12 protein-coding genes are annotated in these 18,273 nt (G+C 41.6%); 2 read left to right on the forward strand and 10 right to left on the reverse strand.

The features are described from left to right. Positions 1–119: 119 nt before the first annotated feature. A complete protein-coding gene (locus VB836_RS01400; RefSeq protein WP_323217667.1) occupies positions 120–4,565 on the reverse strand; it encodes a two-partner secretion domain-containing protein in 4,446 nt (1,481 codons plus the stop codon). Between the two features lie 163 nt (positions 4,566–4,728). Between VB836_RS01400 and VB836_RS01405 the strand changes: the two genes are divergently transcribed. Continuing rightward, positions 4,729–4,935 (forward strand): hypothetical protein, encoded by a 207-nt coding sequence (locus tag VB836_RS01405; RefSeq protein WP_046282430.1) that lies wholly within the window; start codon positions 4,729–4,731, stop codon positions 4,933–4,935. Positions 4,936–5,123: 188 nt separating this feature from the next. On the opposite strand, the gene VB836_RS01410 is transcribed toward VB836_RS01405, so the two are convergent. From VB836_RS01410 to VB836_RS01445, 8 genes are all read right to left on the reverse strand, one after another. Continuing rightward, on the reverse strand, positions 5,124–5,999 hold the full coding sequence (locus VB836_RS01410) for an SDR family oxidoreductase (RefSeq protein ID WP_323217668.1): 876 nt from the start codon (positions 5,997–5,999) through the stop codon (positions 5,124–5,126). Positions 6,000–6,055: 56 nt separating this feature from the next. Beyond that, on the reverse strand, positions 6,056–6,535 hold the full coding sequence (locus tag VB836_RS01415) for a TM2 domain-containing protein (RefSeq protein WP_323217669.1): 480 nt from the start codon (positions 6,533–6,535) through the stop codon (positions 6,056–6,058). A gap of 599 nt (positions 6,536–7,134) precedes the next feature. Further along, entirely contained in the window at positions 7,135–7,284 is a 150-nt protein-coding gene (locus tag VB836_RS01420) for an isochorismate synthase (RefSeq protein ID WP_323217670.1), read from the reverse strand. 335 nt (positions 7,285–7,619) lie between these two features. Continuing rightward, positions 7,620–8,738 carry a YcjF family protein gene (locus VB836_RS01425; RefSeq protein ID WP_323217671.1) on the reverse strand — a complete coding sequence of 373 codons (1,119 nt, stop codon included), beginning with the start codon at positions 8,736–8,738 and terminating at the stop codon, positions 7,620–7,622. A gap of 48 nt (positions 8,739–8,786) precedes the next feature. Continuing rightward, positions 8,787–9,290, reverse strand: a complete 504-nt coding sequence (locus tag VB836_RS01430; protein WP_323217672.1) for a hypothetical protein — start codon at positions 9,288–9,290, stop codon at positions 8,787–8,789. A gap of 457 nt (positions 9,291–9,747) precedes the next feature. Then, positions 9,748–10,620 carry an MBL fold metallo-hydrolase gene (locus VB836_RS01435; RefSeq protein WP_323217673.1) on the reverse strand — a complete coding sequence of 291 codons (873 nt, stop codon included), beginning with the start codon at positions 10,618–10,620 and terminating at the stop codon, positions 9,748–9,750. Positions 10,621–10,783: 163 nt separating this feature from the next. Then, positions 10,784–11,635 (reverse strand): DUF4231 domain-containing protein, encoded by an 852-nt coding sequence (locus tag VB836_RS01440; RefSeq protein WP_323217674.1) that lies wholly within the window; start codon positions 11,633–11,635, stop codon positions 10,784–10,786. A gap of 212 nt (positions 11,636–11,847) precedes the next feature. Continuing rightward, entirely contained in the window at positions 11,848–17,052 is a 5,205-nt protein-coding gene (locus tag VB836_RS01445; protein WP_323217675.1) for a response regulator, read from the reverse strand. A gap of 357 nt (positions 17,053–17,409) precedes the next feature. On the opposite strand from VB836_RS01445, the gene VB836_RS01450 reads away from it, so the two are divergent. After that, complete coding sequence (locus VB836_RS01450) at positions 17,410–17,931, forward strand: DUF4330 domain-containing protein (protein ID WP_323217676.1); 522 nt, start codon at positions 17,410–17,412, stop codon at positions 17,929–17,931. 69 nt (positions 17,932–18,000) lie between these two features. Here the strand turns inward: VB836_RS01450 and VB836_RS01455 are convergent. Beyond that, the coding region (locus tag VB836_RS01455) for a hypothetical protein (protein WP_323217677.1) at positions 18,001–18,273 on the reverse strand (273 nt) is incomplete at its 5' end.

The following is an 18,273-nucleotide window of genomic DNA, read 5'->3' on the forward strand; positions in this document are numbered from 1 at the left end:
GATCGGACTTTGCGCTGCATCACCCCGGACTGTCGGCTTCCCCCGGTCAGACAGGCATTTCACCAAGAAGCCCTCGGCATATCAGAAACAAGTTCATTATTAATTAGCTGAAAATCGCTTTATTCCTCAGAATTACATTGATTTGGGAGAGGTTGAGGTTGACGCTGAACTCCCGTTTTTGTTGGGTCATAACCCACTAATATAACATCTCCTTTCTCATCTCTTATCCAACCCCTCGCCGGAACAATAGTTCTAGAATCAACAGTATTATTATCCCGTTTTTTTGATTGTTGTTGACGACGTTGGGAGGAACGATTAACTGAAGGAGTCACAGGTTCAATCAGAGATAATTCTAACTCGGGAACTGAAAATAAATCTTGAGTGGGGTTGAATGCAATACCGCCTCGTCCAGTTATAATAAATTGACTGTCTCCTCTCTGTTTGCAGGGGTCTTGAGCGATTAATGCAGCCGGGTCAACAACCCTTTGAGGCAGATCAACTAATCCCGAACTCGGGTCAATTTCTGTGTTGAGGTTAACCGTTCCGCTAAATTGGGGGCCGAGTTCAGAAGTTGCCGTAATATCGCTTGCATTAGTTGCTTGTTGACGGAATTGAGTTCCAAAAATAGCATTAGCATTAACAATCACTTGACCCCCGAAAGCTTGTTGAGCGTTGGCGGAAATATCGCTATTTTCAATGGCAACTAAAGTATTTGCATTCAGAACAATATTACCTCCCGTTGCTTCTCCTGTTGCGTTGGTGGTGATGTTGCTATTGTTGCGAAGTCTGAGGTCGTTTGTATTAACAATAATATTCCCCTGACCTGCCGTTGTGTCTGCGTTCAAACTGGCTTGATTATTAAGGAGAATAGAAGGCGCGTTAATCACTAAGTTTCCTGCGGGTTCTGAAGTCTCAGAACGAACATCAATAGTCGCTCCATCTCGAACCGTCAAGTTTTCAGCATTAACTGTGAGTGTTCCCGCTCGACCTGTAGATGGAAAAAAGGCTGAAGCTGCTAAAATACTATCACCACCCACCAGTTCCACATCGTTGGCCGTAACCGTTAAATTTCCCCCGTTGCCATTACCAAAAGTTGCAGTTGATATATCTGCTCCCTCTCGAACCGACAACCGTTGAGTATTAAGGGTTAAAGTCCCACCATTTCCCGTTGCTCCCTGTACAACAGAAGCTGCTAAAATACTACCACTACCCACCAATTCCACATCGTTAGCCGTAACGGTTAAATTTCCCCCATCTCCATTACCAAAAGTTGAAGTTAATATCTGCGCTCCCTCTCGAAGGGACAACCGTTGAGTATCAAGGGTTAAAGTCCCACCGTTTCCCGTTGCTTCTCGTTGAACGGAAGCACTCAACCCGCTACTACTCACCAGTTCCACATCGTTGGCAGTAACGGTTAAATTTCCTCCATTTCCGATGCCAAAAGTGTCAGTTGATATAAATGCTCCCTCTCGAACCGACAACCGTTGAGTATTAACAGTTAAAGTGCCACCGTTTCCTCTTGCGTTCGGTTGAACGGAAGCTCCCAACACGCTACCACTACCCACCAGTTCCACATCGTTGGCAGTAACGGTTAAATTTCCCCCGTTGCCATTACCAAGAGTTGCAGTTGATATCTGCGCTCCTTCTCGAAGGGACAACCGTTGAGTATTAAGGGTTAAAGTCCCGCCATTCCCCATTGCTTCCGGTTGAACAGAAGCACTCAACAGGCTACCGCCACCCACCAGTTCCACATCGTTGGCAGTAACGGTTAAATTTCCCCCGTTGCCATTACCAGAAGTGTCAGTTCCTATCTGCGCTCCCTCTCGAAGGGACAACCGTTGAGTATTAAGGGTTAAAGTCCCACCGTTTCCCGTTGCTCCCTGTACAACAGAAGCACCCAACAGGCTACCACTACCCACCAGTTCCACATCGTTGGCAGTAACGGTTAAATTTCCCCCGTTGCCATTACCAAAAGTGTCAGTTCCTATCTGCGCTCCCTCTCGAAGGGACAACCGTTGAGTATTAAGGGTTAAAGTCCCACCGTTTCCCGTTGCTCCCTGTACAACAGAAGCACCCAACAGGCTACCACTCACCAGTTCCACATCGTTGGCAGTAACGGTTAAATTTCCCCCGTTGCCATTACCAAAAGTTCCAGTAAATATCTGCGCTCCCTCTCGAACCGACAACCGTTGAGTATCAACAGTTAAAGCCCCACCGTTTCCCGTTGCTCCCTGTACAACAGAAGCACCCAACTGGCTACCACTACCCACCAGTTCCACATCGTTGGCAGTAACGGTTAAATTTCCCCCGTTGCCGTTACCAAAAGTTCCAGTTGATATCTGCGCTCCCTCTCGAACGGACAACCGTTGAGTATCAAGGGTTAAAGTCCCGCCGTTTCCCGTTGCTTCCCGTTCAACAGAAGCACCCAACGCGCTACCACTACCCACCAGTTCCACATCGTTGGCTGTAACGGTTAAATTCCCCCCATCTCCCTCTCCAAAAGTTGAAGCTGATATTTGCGCTCCCTCTCGAACTAACAACCGTTGAGTATTAAGGGTTAAAGTGCCACCATTTCCTGTTGCTTCCTGTACAACAGAAGCACCCAACTGGCTACCACTACCCACCAATTCCACATCGTTGGCTGTTATCGTTAAATTTCCCCCATCTCCATTACCAAAAGTTGAAGCTGATATCTGCGCTCCATCCCGAACCGACAGACGTTGAGTATCTACAGTTAAAGTCCCACCGTTTCCCGTCGCTCCCCGTTGAACAGAAGCTGCCAACCCACTACCACTACCCACCAGTTCCACATCGTTAGCTGTAACGGTTAAATTTCCCCCATCTCCATTACCAGAAGTTCCAGTTTGTATCTGCGCCCCCTCTCGAACCGACAACCGTTGAGTATTAAGGGTTAAAGTCCCACCGTTTCCCGTTGCTCCCTGTTCAACTGAAGCGAATAAACCACTGGGAAGCTGACCATCACTAGAAGTTCCTACCAGTTCCACATCGGTCGCCGTAACGGTTAAATTTCCCCCGTCTCCGTTACCGAAAGTTCCAGTGGATATCTGCGCTCCCTCTCGAACCGACAGATTTTGAGTATTAATAGTTAAAGTCCCACTGTTTCCTATGGCTCCAGGTTGAACTGAAGCTGCCAAAGCACTAGAAACTTGACCATCAGCAGAACGACCAACCACTTCTACATTAGTAGCAGTAACGGTTAAATTTCCCCCCTCACCTTGACCAGAAGTTCCAGTGAATATCTGCGCTCCCTCTCGAACCGACAGATTTTGAGTTTCGATAGTCAAAGTACCACCATTTCCTGTTGCTCCCTGTTCAACTGAGGCTCCCAACTTACTACCCACCAGTTCTGCATCGGTAGCAGTAACGGTTAAATCTCCTCCATCTCCTTGACCAAAAGTTGCTGTTGATATGAATGTTCCATCACTAATAGATAAAAGATTGGTTTGGATATCAATATTACCTGCATTTCCAAAGGAATTTGGAAGCACGATGTTTCCTATAGCACTGTTTTGATCTGTTAATCTCACAGATTCTGTAGCATTAATCCGAATATCTCCAGCTTGAGAAGGTTCTGTATCTAAGCTTTCACCATCTTCAATACTCAGCAAGCCGCTAACTTCTGCAACTCCATTTGTAACTTGACTGCCACCTGAAATTTCTAGATTCCGAGCATTAATCCCAATATTACCTCCTGGATTACCAACAACACTAGCAACAGCACCGTTTGTTAGTAAAACATTTGCTCGCTGTACGTTGAGAGGAAAATTTAAACTCCCATCTGGGTTCAGTTCGACTATTCCGGGTTCAGATAATCCCCCCAACTCTAAACGACTCCCCGGAGACGCAATTACCCCACTTTCAAACCGCACTTCACCACCAATTAATGCAATTGTTTCTTCGGGTGGTACATACAATCCTGAAGGAGTACCATTAGGGCGGATACCGTTTCTATCAACGAGTTGTGGTAACGTTTGATTAACAATTGTTCCGGGATTTTCTCGAATATTCAAACCCAACGGCATATTTATTGTTAATAATGGCGGTGCTTCCGGGTTACTGGCTGCAAATTCAAAGCCATTTTCAAATAAAATACCATCGGCAGTTGTGGCAAAGAATGAACCGCCTACATCTAACCTGGCGTTTGGTCCAAAGACTATTCCCGCAGGATTGATTAAAAATAGATTTGCATTCCCCAAAACGCCTAATGTTCCGAGGATTTCTGAGATATTTCCCCCGGTAACGCGAGTTAGTATATTGATAATATTATCGGGATTAGAAAAGTAGGCTCCCCGTCCCTCTCTGATATTAAATTCTTGAAAACTATGAAATAAGTTAGACCCCCGTACCGCACCCCCATCGATGCGATCGCTATTAATTCCGCGAATGTTAACATTAGGAGTAACAACGGAGTTTTCATTACCCAAGCTGTTATCGGGGACAATCTGCGCTGAAGTTGGTAATATATTAATAACCGAGTACAGTGTTGCTAGAGCAACGGAAGTTGGGAGGATTGTTGGTAGACAAGGAAATTTTTGATGGTTCATAAATCCTGGTTTTTCCGGGTAAGATGATTATAGAGCTTACCAGCAAAACTTTCAAGTTGTTTATAAAATTAATGAATGGGGAGGATTTAAGTAAACATCTCTACTGACTTCTGATACAATATAAAGAGTTCCATTATTAGACTGACTCAAGGAAGATTTAAAAATGACAATTTGGATTAACGAACAACTTGATCCGGCTGGGCTAATTTATTCTTGTATTGCTTGTTGTGATCAGGAACAAGCCAAAGCCTGTCACGAATCTTTTGATAAAAACTTGACAGAAACTCAAAAACAACAAGGTTGGGTAGCGCAGATGAGAACTGTTGAGTCTTGGGATGAAGTGCCAGTGAGTGCGTTAAAGTTAAGCTGAATCTAGTATTTTTATTTTAAATCACACAGGATTGACTTTTTTGGTGGAGAAACTGACCACAAAGACAGGAAGACACGAAGGTTTTTTCTTGATGTTTTCTGTAGAGTTTTTTGGGATAGTGATTTGATGATGAAATCTGAAAAAGGCTAACCTTAAAAGATTAGCCATTCCAATCTAAACCTCAAAAATTAAGCTCCCAAGTAACGACGGAGAAAACTTTCTAAGGGTTCCATCTTCATGTCAAACATCAGTTCTAAAGTGTCTATTTCTTCGGGAGTACAGAAAAATTCATTTCCCAATAACACTCGTAACGTTCCTAAATTCTTCTCAGCATCAGCATTCAATAAACCGATGGTACCCCGTAACCCATCAAATAAAAAAAGTGGTGGATTAATAATAATTGGCTCTTTGTTAAAAACACGGCTAAAAATCTGAGGAATATCTCCCCGACTAATAATTTCTGGCCCGCCAACAGGTAAAATTTTATTCTGAGCGGCTTCGACAAAAACCGAATCAATGGCAATTCGCGCTAAATCATCGGTACTGACAACAGAAGTCCGATTTTGAGCATCACCAATTAACAAATAAATCCCCGTTTGTTTGAACCGTTCCGCTAGAGGTAATAAACTGGAAGCAAAGGCAGAAGGACGTAAAATGGTATAATTTAAACCACTGGTTTGTAAATACTTTTCAACCTCTCGTTTGGCTTTAAAAACAGGTGAATCTTCATAACCGCGATCAACACCCAATACCGAAATAAACACAAAATGTTCAACTCCGGCTTCTTTGGCTGCATCAATTAATTCAATATTAGCCCGATATTCAATTGCTTGGGCTTTCCCTCCCGAACCATGCGAACTAATCACATATTTTACCCCTTGACAGGCTTTGTAGATATCTTTATCTCGTTCTAAATCTCCGATAAAAATATTCGCCCCACGACTTTCGAGTTCAGAATACCGAGAGGTTAACCGCACAAACCCTCGGACTTCTTTTTCCTGTTGGCGTAGGCGGCGTACAATACGGCTACCGAGTCCACCTGTTGCTCCGGTTACTAGAAACATGATTGTTCGTCCTTTTACGCAAAACCCGTACAGGAATATGTTAACGAATATTCGAGCTATAATTCATGGAAGTCGTATAAAACAATTCCCGTCTCTGGATGATTTCCGATTCCTACATAGCCACTTTTGAGCATTTGATTGAGAACTTTTTCGACTTCCTCAAAACTCGCTCCTGTCGCCATGACGCCTTGTGTAACGGATAGTTTACCGCCTCGGGTTGCAGCCGCTTTCAAGAGCTTAACTCGCAATTGTTCTTGAGTGGTTGGGGTAATATTATAAGTAACCGCAGGGGTCGATGAGTACAAAGGTACACCTGTGCTAGAAACGCCCAATTTGGCTTGAATTTTGGCGTTGTGTTCGTCTACCATCCCCGGAATCAAAAATAAATCTAAAAATTGCCCAAACCCAAATAAACCAAAGGTACACAACCACAACAAACCCGTGCCAATTTTGCCATTATAAAAACGGTGCAGTCCATGAAACGGGCTAACAAAACAAGCCGCCCACAATAAATAACTAATCCCAACTTTATTCATTGATTTTCCCTTAAGATCGGTTGTGCGATCGCGTTCAACCCGACAACATAAAAACGACTTGGGGAATTCCCCAAAAATTGATTAAATATAAGTTTAGCGAACTTAACTCTATCTTAGCCAACAGTCACCCATCAACCCAGCTTGTCAACGAAAATTCAAGATTTCAAGTCCAGTGTCAGATCTTATAATGATTACAGCAGTGCGATTGTAAGTTAGGACAGCTTCATTACTCGGAAAAGCCCGAATAGAAAAACCACGCTCGACACAGAGAACAGTCAAGAAGCAAATCTTAGTGTCTTAGTGTCTTAGTGGTGAATTTTCCTATGCTTGGCAAGCATTACATAATTCAATGATCGCATTGAGATGGCTGTCTGTACAAGGACGGATAATTGACTATTAATATCTTGTTGCTCATTAAATAGAGACAGCCAAAAAAAGCCCCAACCGTTGGGCTAGGGCGAATGAGTCATCTCGGATTAATTTCTATTTAAACGGGTTGTATTAAAAGACAATTAAACCCTCTCCTACAACGTGCAGGTTGAGGGTTTATATTGACTCAGACTATATTTTAAATTCACTGAAATTCACTTCTTTTGAGATTAGTCTTCCCATTTATAATCGTGATTCGGAATACCTTCAAAGGGCTGTACACCAATCATGGGATAACTGTCGTCGCTGGGGCTGAAAATGCGAGCAGCAGCTTCGGAGACATAAACAACCATATCTGCAAGGGCATGAAGAATATTCATATCTGTTCACCTCTGTCTCTGTCAATTGATATTGATCTTCTACACTTTTATAATAAAGTAAATAACAGTGATTGTGTGAACTTGCAACATTTATTTTCAATCACAGAATATTTACAATCGTTTAAGTTGTGTTACTGTTTTAGGGACGGTTAACCGACTGAATGAGGGTTGGAAATGCCTACAGGATAGACCGTGTTAAGTAAAAATAACAAGAGTTAAGTTCTAGCAACAATTGAAACGAATCGCAATATTATTTTTCAGGATAAAAACTTAAATTTAGAAACCCGGTTTCTTTGAGCAACCGGGTTTCTGGGAGTTTAACTGATGAAAGTTAACTATTTTGAGAGGGAAAGGAAATTCTTTCTGGATAGTTCTGTCTTGAAAGTTTCTGCTACTTCCTGTGGTGTCGGTTGAGCATCAGGATGTCCTGAAAAAATAGCCCATAAAGCAGCAATATAGGCTTCTCCAAAAAGTGTTGTTAGCAACGCAGCCGTACTTCCTGCTAAAATTCCACCGACAAGGCTACCTGCACCCGGAATCAGTTTCGCTAAACCACTGAGCAACATATTACCTCCTAGTTTACACCCTCCTGCAATTACACCAGAGATGAGTGTTCCTAAAGATGCTTGGCTTAAGTCTAAACCGAACACTACACTGATACTGGCTAACATTGTAACCTGTATAGGAACTAAAGCTACAGCATGAGAAAATGGTATGGGAATAGCACCCACACTAGCAGCACTCGTTGCTGCGGTAGTTACAATTACATGAGAGCGTTTGACTTTTTCTCGAAGAGAGACTTTTTGAGCGGCTGCTATTGCATTTCTTTGCCCCTCTGGTACGATTTGCATAGTTATATCAATTAATTCTTTTAAACCCATAACGGTTTGCACATGACCATCATCTAACTGCTCAGAAATTGCCCTTACACGAACTACATTTTTAGCTAGAGAAAGTTCTTGTTGTACTGTTTCTCGAAAGCCATTATCTGCTCTGGCTTTAGTAATTACACCAACAACAGGTACATATCGACTGAGCATTTCCACAAGCTCTTTATCTGCATCTTCAACCCGTCGGATATCTTCACAAATACACACCCATGCAATATGAATATGGCGGTTGGGATCGGAATGATTGCAACGTTCTTTTATTAGGTTTTCTAATTCACAAATTGTTTCTTTGTACTTGGCAACCTCCAAACCTCTACTATCAAAAATTGTTAGAGGGAAACCTTCTTTTTTAATCTCTCGTGTAGTGGGTGTAACAGGTTTACCTTGACCTGTTTCGGCTAGATTTTCATGGAAAACAGCATTAATTAAGGTACTTTTACCAACACCCGTTTTACCCGCTATTAAAAGATTGACATTGCCGCGTAAATTTATAGCAGTTTTCATCGCCAATTCGAGAATTTTACTGATATCTACTTCTTGACTTTGTGCTGTTGTGTAATTCATCTGAATTGATTCTCTAAATTCCAAAAGTTATCTTGTACAAAACCCAACCTAAAGACCTTTAGTAATTGCCTTTTGTGCATAGCCATTATTTTCCCAAGCACCTGTTACAAAGCCTGCAACACCAACGATAGCTAAACCAGCCACTGGGATTTTCTGCAATTTCTTAAATTCGTGAATTTGGAAACAGCGACAATCACCTGTTGTTACTAAACGCGCCCAGTGTTCACAGTTAAATCGAAAGAGTTCATACTGCCAATTTTTGTGAAACTCATCAACAGAGATATGCAAAGCCCGAGTCATGTTATTTCTAGACCAATGATGAACGTATTTAGCGGGGTGAAAATGCTTGTTAATTTTCCAAATGTCTATTTCACCTTTATCTTTTTGGCGATCGCTATGAACAGGTTCCCAAGCTAATGACTCCGTATCATTCAGTTGCACTGAGTAATGCAAGACCTTCTTATTTTTGCGCTCTCGATGATACAACAAACGTCCAAAGTCTGAATACTCTTGATTAGCATCAATCAAGTTATGAATTTCTTTCTTATTCATCAAATTTTGCTTGTGTATACAAGAACTCTGAATCGAGAAAAATCTGGCAAAGTAACGATAATCAATACAGTCTTTTAGCAAAATTATTTTTGCTGTCTCCTTCAGAAAAAACCTGTCTTTTTCCCCTAACTAAACTTATGCGTCTAGTTTAAAACTAAATATTGCTCGCTGTCATCCGTACAACCACTGAAAAATAAAAAATTTTAGAATACTCTCAAACTTGTGAAGATCACGTAGGTATGAAAGGGATCAGGTAAAAATAGTGTTTAACCGATCCGACAGTTAATTTTTGGGGTCTATGGGTTGTGATGGGTTGGAATACAAAAACCCCTCGCCTTCTAGGAGAGGGGAAGGGGTGAGGTCAAAATAGGTTTATAACTGTTGTGATGGCTTAGGCTTACCGTTAACCGAAAGAAACCCGGTTTCTGTGAGAAACCGGGTTTCTGGGTTAAACCCTCTAATTTTGGGTCATCCAACTGGCGCATTCTTGCATTTGTTTTTCCATCGTGATACTATCAGTATGATGGCGGTGTCCGTGACCGGGAAGCACCCACTCAAACGAATAATTTGTTAACTTTTTCATGGAGTTAATTTGGTCTGACCAGGAATACCAACAGTAGCGACGAAAAGCGTAAAGTTGATTTAACGAGTCTGACCAAGCAAGATGATCACCTGTAAATAAATACTTGTGATTGTACAGTAAAACTGTATGACCTTTGCTGTGTCCGGGAACGGGAATAATTAATAGATCGGGAGCGAATTCGATCTCTTCAAAACCCGAAAGTTGAATTTCTACCGATTGGGTGTCAGCAGTGATATCATCAGTATGAAGAATGCGATCGCATCCAAAATGATCGTGAAATTTTTGATGATCGGCGACATCATCCCGATGGGTGAGATAGAGATAGCGTATCCCTCCTAATGCTTCTAAACGCTTAACGAGTGGCGGCGCAAACCGAGGGGAGTCGATGAGAATATTACCATCTTCGCGTTGAATAAAATAACTCGCCGCAGCAAACGAACTTTCAGAATGGTAGCCGCAATGATAAACGTTATCTTCGATTAAAAGGGGGAAACTTTGATGTACAATTTTAATATCATGGGGTTTTTCGACCGTACCAATTGAAGCAGTCGGACAGGATAACAACGCCTGCATTGCTCGCAGTTGTTCGGTTTCATTACTCGGTTGATGATACACGGCTGACTGTTCACCTGCTCGATGAAAAACCTCCGGGGCCATCCAGCGACAGGTATCGCAGTCAATACAGCTTTGATCGACGTAAAAGTTACCGCTCTGGTTTTCGGAGCGACGTTGTTTGAGTTGAGCCATTGTCCTTTTCCTTGCTGGTTAACTCATACTCGTTATGAGTTTATATATTTGAGCATATACATATTTTATCTAAAATGTCAAGTCAAATCCTCTTCAAATAGTTAGAGACGCCCTCTGAGGGCGTCTATACAGAGTCAATGGGTTAAACGTGAGCTATAACTTACTAAGCGACTGGAGAAGCGGATTTATTTTCCTCTTTTTTCTCCGTTTCTAGCTGCTCTGAACCCCCCTGTTGCAGTTGCTTGAGATGAATATTGTTGACCTGACTAATAAAGTTTTCAATGGCTTTTTTCGCCATTTGTTGTCGTTGGGTAGGGTCATTAATATCGTAGCAACGATAAGCCGGAGTAATTCCTAAGATAAATTTCTCTTGTTCTGCTTCTAATAACTCAACAGTTTTATTAGCCGCGATCCAAGTTTCTTGGAAGGGAAAAGAAGTGACGATACTGGTAACAATGGAGGCTAATGCGGGAAACAGCACGGGAAGCCACTTTAACCAGCCTGAACCCGAATCTAAGCGTTCTAGCAAGACTAAAATCGGTGTCACACCTGAGAGAATAATCGTAGCAATTTGTGAAACGTAATAGATATTTCTGGAGTTATCCCTGGTTTTTTTGTAATCTTCAATCAACTCCATAGAATATTTTAATGCCTTTTTTCTGGATAATTGTAGGGAGGCATTTGAGGAGAGACCGTCTGTTTCCGGTGTATACATATAATTGTATAGTTCGGAATGTTGAGCTAACTTAGACTCAACTGCACTTTTTTGATAATTCTGCCTCAATTGGCCATTGGTGAGAAACAGAAAAATGAATAGAGAGGTAAAAACTGCTGCATAGATGCGGAGTCGATCTTCTCCTAGCACAAATAACAAGATAACAGTACCAATAGAAGCTGCCAGGATCAGATACTCAACTATCTTGAGGAAAAGGTAAATTCCGGGAAGTTGATCGTCTGGACTCAAGGCTTGATTTGCTGGGGTTTCCACTGAACTAATGGCGTCTAAGTTGGCCATAATTTCTCCTTTGTAAACTTTTGAAGCGTTGAAAATTATCCTAAGAATGAAGATGAGATGAGCCAAAAAATAGACTCATCAACCCTCAGATATTTCAGTTATAACTCAAATCAAGATGCTGAATCAAGTATTTTGAGTAAGAACCTTTTTAACAAGGACTTGAAAACCGTCAGATCCAATCTGTCTATTTTTCTGGGTTGTCGATATTTTCTTTACTCTTTTATTGTAATTTCTTGACGCAAAGCCTCTTCAACTTTTTGCCATTCGGCTTCAATTTCTAAGAGTCGTTGAGCCGCAGTTCCCGACACAAAACATTCAATTTCTATTGAGTCCGTTTCCATTCCCATCCGTCCCATATATTCCATTTCTTTACACAGTTGAGAAAATTTCATCGCACCTAATTGAGCGCTACTGGATTTTAGGGTGTGAGCCGATTCTTTCAGAAGTTTTGCATCTTCAGACTGAACTCCCGTCCGAATTCCGTCGAGATGTTGAGGGGCTTCATTGAGATAAGTCTCAATTAAAATATTAACAAACGGCTCATCTTCATCATCATATTCTCGGAGGTTTTGCAAGATTTTAGCATCAATAGAAGGAACATCAGCAAGGGGTTCTTCGTTGGGTGTGTTAGTCATTTCAGGTGAGGAATAGCTGTTATTTGATGAGTGTTGTTCCAGGGGAATATGTTCAGGCGTAAGGGGATATAAAGGTTGACATTTTGCTAAGGCTTGAGCGAGTTCTTCTCGACGAACAGGTTTTGTGACATAATCATCCATACCCGCAGCCAGACACATTTCGCGATCGCCTCGCATCGCATTAGCTGTCATCGCAATAATTGTAGGTTTTCTCGGGCGTTCATCGCTACCATCGCCATATTCTTTACAGATACGACGGGAAGTTTCTAAACCATCCATTTGGGGCATTTGTACATCCATCAAAACCACATCATAGGGTTGTCGTTTGAGGGCATCTAATACTTCCACGCCGTTCCCGGCAATATCCGCTCGATATCCTAATCTTTGTAATAGTTTGGTGGCAACTTTTTGATTGGTAACATTATCTTCAGCGAGTAAAATGCGTAAAGCGGCGTGATGTTGAGGAATATTAAGTGGCCCAGACTCATCGAGATGTTTGAAGGGAGAGGAATTTTCTATCGTTTCACTGTCGGCAAAAATCTGAACTAATGTATTATAAAACTGAGATTGTTTCAGGGGTTTATTAACGAATCCCGCACAGTTAATATTCGTGCGTTCGATGCGTTTGACAATGTTGGTGTTACTCGCATAGTTAAACATAACTAAGTGAACAGGTTGTCGTTTGGGATTATTTCGGGTTAAATCTTTTTCGAGTAAACGAATTTTACGAGCGAGTTCAATTTCGTCAATATCCGGCAAATTAATACCGATAATCACTAAATCTAAGCTAGGATTTTCTTTAATCGATTTTAGGGCATCAATTCCAGTTTTTGCAACAATGGGGTTCATACCCCAAGCTTTGACTTGTCGAGTGATCACCGTTTGATTGACTCCATGACTTTCGACGATCAGAACCAGTTTTCCTGTGAATAATTGATCGGCAAATTCATCAGATAATGAAGTTGATATGGCTGATGATTTTAGGGTAAAATAAAAGATAGATCCGGTATAATCCAAATTAGGGATTTCAAATGACGCGGGTGGATTTCCAGTCACGCTAGAGATCAGAGATTCAGATTTTGAGGATTTTTGTTCGGGTTGAATCCAACTGACAACCCACATTTGTCCGCCCATCATTTCACTCAAACGTTGACTGATTGCTAGTCCTAAACCCGTTCCGCCGTACTGTCGAGTCGTGGACGCATCCACTTGAGAAAAGGCTTTAAATAAACGGTGCATTCGATCAGGAGGAATCCCAATTCCGGTATCTTTAACTGCAAATTGTACTTCATAAATAGGCGGAGATGAAGAGGGTTCGATTTCTACCGTTTCTACAACAGAAGCTTCTGATTTGTTCACGGCTTCAGGAATCACCACCGTAGAAGTAACCGAGACAATCACTTCACCTTGATTGGTAAATTTAACCGCATTGCTGAGTAAATTCACTAAAACTTGGCGTAAGCGAGTCACATCTCCAATCATCACTTCCGGCGTATTCGGATCGATAATGTAAGCTAATTCTAAGCCTTTTTCGGAAGCTTTAGCTGAAAGCAAGTCTAAAGATTCTTCGATGCAGGTTCGCAGCTTAAAAGGCTGATGTTCGAGTTCTAATTTACCGGATTCAATTTTTGAGAAATCGAGAATATCATTAATAATCGTCAGCAAAGCATCTCCACTGGTGCGAATGGTTTCAACAAAATCACGCTGTTCCGCATTTAGGTTCATATCCAAAAGTAATCCCGTCATCCCAATTACCGCATTCATCGGTGTACGAATTTCGTGACTCATGGTGGCGAGAAATTCACTCTTAGCACGACTAGCGATTTCTGCGGCGAGTCTGGCTTCTTCTAAGGCTTTGTTTTTATCCGCTAATTGTTGACGACTTTTAACTTCATATTCTAACAGTTTGGCTTGGAAAAGTGTTAAACCGACTTGACTCGCAACATCTTCTAAAAATTCAACTTCTTCATCCGTCCACTGTCGTAAACTATCGCATTGATGTAACATAATAATGCCATTGGGTTCACTATTGTAGGACGTGCGAACTGCTAACATTGATTTTAATCCCATACGCCGACACATAGGCGCTGATGATTCTAACAACGAATCAGCAAATACATCTGGTGAAACAACGGCTTTATCTTCAGCGAGTAGTCTTTCAATGTAGGGATTATAATTCACAGAAATCTCTAAATTCAAGGTAGACTCATAGCCGACTTCTAAATATTCAGCCACGCAAGCCAGATGAGGATAAGGTTGAGGAATATAAGTATAAATCGAACAGCGATTTACCCCAAAAACCCGACCAATTTGTGTCGCCGTTGTTTGAAATATTTCCTGAGTTTCTAACTTAGAACGAACTTTTTGGGTGATTTGCTTCATCAATAATAAGTATTGATTCTGTCGCTGCAAATCTTGTTGTGAATTTTCCCTAGCGATTTCACTTCCAATATAACTGGCCATCAGTTTGATAATTTCGAGATCAATAGACTGGAATAATGAGCGAGGTTTCCGACTCATAAAACTGAGGGTACCATAGACTCGTCCTTCTACCTTAACTTGGGTGCCAATATAAGCTTCTAAGCGTCGAATTGTATAGGCTTCGTGATCTTTCCAAGGTGAGTTTTTAATCGACTCTATACAGACAACATCCTCAGAACGTAAAGCCTCCCATTCAAAGGTTTGTTCGAGGGAAAAAGTATCACCTTTTGTAAACCCAAAGGGGAAATCTTGGGATAAATAAGCCGAAATAACTTCATAACGATCCGCTCTAACTCTGCCTAATAAACCAATATCCATTTTAAAGCGATCGCATCCCATAATCAAGAGTTGATTGATATGAGCTTCAAAATTCGCCTCCGAGTTAATCGCAATTTCATATAATTGGCGAATCACTTGCGATTTTTCATTAAGTTCTTCAGAAATAGCTAAAGTTGTGATGCAGGGGTTGAGGGTTCCCGTTATTCCTATCACCTGATTTTCGCTATTCCAGACTGCACAGGCTGAGAGTAAAACTCGTTGATAGGGGGAAGCATTTTGATCCGGGTTGAATTCTGATTTTTCTGAATAATCAGAGGCATTTTGCAGTCTAAATTCCTCGTTGATAGACTCTAACTCCCCTCTCAAAATCGCTTGAGAGAAAGACGTAAATTTCAGGTGATCATCGGGATGAATATAATTAATGAATTCAGTTCCTAAGCTTTCAGAAACCAAGCATCCGGTTTGTTGAGTCCAGGCTTCATTTACAAACGTTAATTGACCTTGATAATTTAATTGAAAGAAAACGGATTTTTGACGGCTATTAAACTCTAGTTGTTGCGAGGTGTTTCGATGGTTTTCAACAATATCTTGACTCGATTTAATATCAGTCTGATTGCCAATCATCCGAATCGCTTCACCATTTTCTGCCCAGATTGTTTGTGCTTGACATAATACCCACTTATAGCGACCATCTTTGCATTTTATCCGATATTTCAGAACACAAGAGTTTGTTTTTTTTGCGAAGTGTTCTTTGAGAGTAGCACGAACCGCTTTCAAATCTTTATGATGAATTCGACCTAACCATTCTTCAACTTTAGTCGAAATTTCAGGGTCTTGATAGCCTAACATTTGTTTCCAGGGTGTTGAATAGAAAACCTCTTGGGTTTTTAAGTTCCAATCCCACAATCCATCGGGATTAACAGATGAAGTTAAATTTGATAGTTCTCCGATAGAATTAGCGTCTAGTTTTGCAGGTTCAGATAACCTTTGAATCGTTGCTTTCATCTGTTGAATTTGCTGTTGCAAACTTAAAATTGTCGAGTGCATCGATTTCGGACAAAGGATTTGCAATAGAATCGTTCGAGGCGAAATAATATTAATCGGATAACCACTCTCATCAAGCACAATTAAAGGCAGTTGATAATAATATTTTTGCATTAAACTCAGCGCCGATTGCACCGCAGCCTGCGATCGCACCAGTAAAGGAGGCTTATTACAAATCGCACTGGCTCTAATTTCACTCAGATCAAGTCCCAATCCTTGCACTTGAATAATATCACGACTGGTAACAATTCCTTTTAACTTACTGGTATTTTTTCGAGAAAACTGAGATTCGCCCGTAAAACCCGAAGACGTTTCTCGATTAGAAGAAACAGTTTCTGTAATCACCACACAGTTAACTTTATATTGAAACATTAACTGGGTTAGATAACTAACTGAAGCGTGATGAGGAGCATGAACAATGCGAATAGCATGAGCCGATAGTTGAGCAATTTTAATTAAATTATCGGGCAGTACAATCGGCTGAATAATCGAATTATTCGAGTTTGAATTATTGTCATAATTTGCTAAAAACTTGAAAGAATTAGAGCTATTTTTATCAGCAGATGAGGATTGAGATTGAACCAGTCTCAGCAGATGCAACGGGGTGATCAGACCAAACAATCCCCCAAAATCATCCAAAATCGGCAGATGATTAATCTGGTGTTTATTGAACAGAGAAAACAGAGAAAAAACATCTGGAATTTCCGACTGTTGAACAGCAATCACAGAACGAATCATAATCTGTGAAATCGGAAAACCCTTCAAAGAATCACCAATAGAGTTGAGCTGAATAATATCATGTTCTGTAAAGATGCCCAACAGAGACGGATTCGTAGCGGGAGCAACAGGTTCCTCTATCACTAGCACATAGCTCGCACCTGTGCTGCTCATAAGCTGAATCACCTCTTCGACAGGCGTTTCTGGTTTTGTGGTAACAGGATGACGATCAATCGCTTGAGAGATAGAGGGAATTAACATAGGGGGCGGTGGGAGGTGCTCGATGGTTGAATCTTAAGTTAGAACAGTAAAAATGCATTGAGTAACAAATCAGAAGGTATTGGTGATCGTAGCTGTTGGGTTTGACTCCAAGTTTCCAGGACAAAGGGATTGTAGATTAGGAAAGAGACTGAGTTAACCCAGTAAGCCTGACAGCCAAGCCAATCTCCAATTGAGAGTGACCCTCTATTACCATTTTGACCTCTTACTTGCAAATCTCTCAGATTTATCCGGAACCCGTAACGTGTAACATAGTAACTGACAACTGACAACTGACAGTGGGTTACTGCTCCCCGACTGCTGTTGTGTCAGATCTCTCAAGGAGCTGCCACTTTTTTGATGAATATTTTAGATTCTAAAGGTCGCCTGTTTGGAAAAGTCAGCATTTTGGATTTCGGTGCTGCTTTTGTGATTTTGTTAGTGATTGTGGGAATATTTTTCTATCCGGGTACATCCGGTTCTGTGGCTCAGGTGGGTGTGACGACTAAACCTGTAGAAGTTGATGTAATTGCTCTAGGTTTAAAGGGACGTGACCCCAACGCAATGATCAAAGCCAATGAAAAGACAAATTTGATTATCCGTAATCAACCCTACGGACAGGTAGATATTAAAAGCCTTGAAGTTTTACCCCGACTCATCCCGGTTGCTCAACCCGATGGCACTTCAAAAGCTCGACCTGACCCGACTGCTGAGTACACCTACAGCCATAATATCTTAATGACGTTAGTCGGAAACGGTCAAATCACAGATAGCGGGCCTGTTTTGGGGAATATTAAAATTAAAATCGGCACAACGGTTGAACTCGAAGGTAAAAACTATAACTTCAACGCAACCGTGATTGATGTGCGGGTAAAAAGTTAAAACGCTGTGTAGGGGCGCAACGCTTGCGCCTTCCAATCCCCCCAATTTCAACGCCTTCAATCCTTCCAATTACTGCGCAGAAGCCGGATTTTCTGGGGGTTCCTCACCTTGTTGTGATGATTCCGGGTCCGCACTCTCCCCGGAAGCTTCGTCGGTCATCTGATCGCCTTCTGGGGGGAAAGATTCCTCACCTTGTTGTGATGATTCCGGTTTCACACTCTCCCCGGAAGCTTCGTCGGTCATCTGATCGCCTTCTGGGGGGAAAGATTCCTCACCTTGTTGTGATGATTCCGGTTTCACACTCTCCCCGGAAGCTTCGTCGGTCATCTGATCGCCTTCTGG

Source organism: Limnoraphis robusta BA-68 BA1 (genome assembly GCF_034932365.1).
In the GTDB taxonomy this organism is placed as follows: domain Bacteria; phylum Cyanobacteriota; class Cyanobacteriia; order Cyanobacteriales; family Microcoleaceae; genus Capilliphycus; species Capilliphycus robustus.